Source organism: Tamlana crocina (assembly GCF_012037625.1).
On the sequence record NZ_JAAVJS010000572.1, the window covers coordinates 1 to 343 of the forward strand.

1 protein-coding gene is annotated in these 343 nt (G+C 44.0%); it reads right to left on the minus strand.

Features of this window, described 5'->3' with window-relative positions:
• Positions 1-343 (minus strand): tRNA (adenosine(37)-N6)-threonylcarbamoyltransferase complex dimerization subunit type 1 TsaB (tsaB, locus tag HC176_RS18090; RefSeq protein WP_167920390.1); only part of this gene is annotated, 343 nt, incomplete at both ends.

Consider the following 343-nt stretch of genomic DNA (forward strand, 5'->3'; position numbering starts at 1 on the left):
ATTCTTGTGGTCACAGATCTTGCTGAACTTCTCTACTCCGCTGCCTATAAAAGAAACATTTGCATTCTCCAGGTATTCAGAAAAAGAATCGGGAACAAGGATCTCTGCGCGGGTGTCAAAAACCTTCTTATTTTCAGAATTAAAACCTGCAGTATAGACTTCCATACGGCGGGCATCCAAAAGTGGAATTATAAAACCGTCTTTTTCCTGCTTCACCTGTAAGGCAAGAGATCTTAGAGTTGGAATGGAGATCAAAGGAATATCCAGTGCGAAGCATAATCCTTTTGCTGCCGAAACGCCGATCCTGAGCCCCGTATAGGAACCCGGACCTTTACTTACGGCT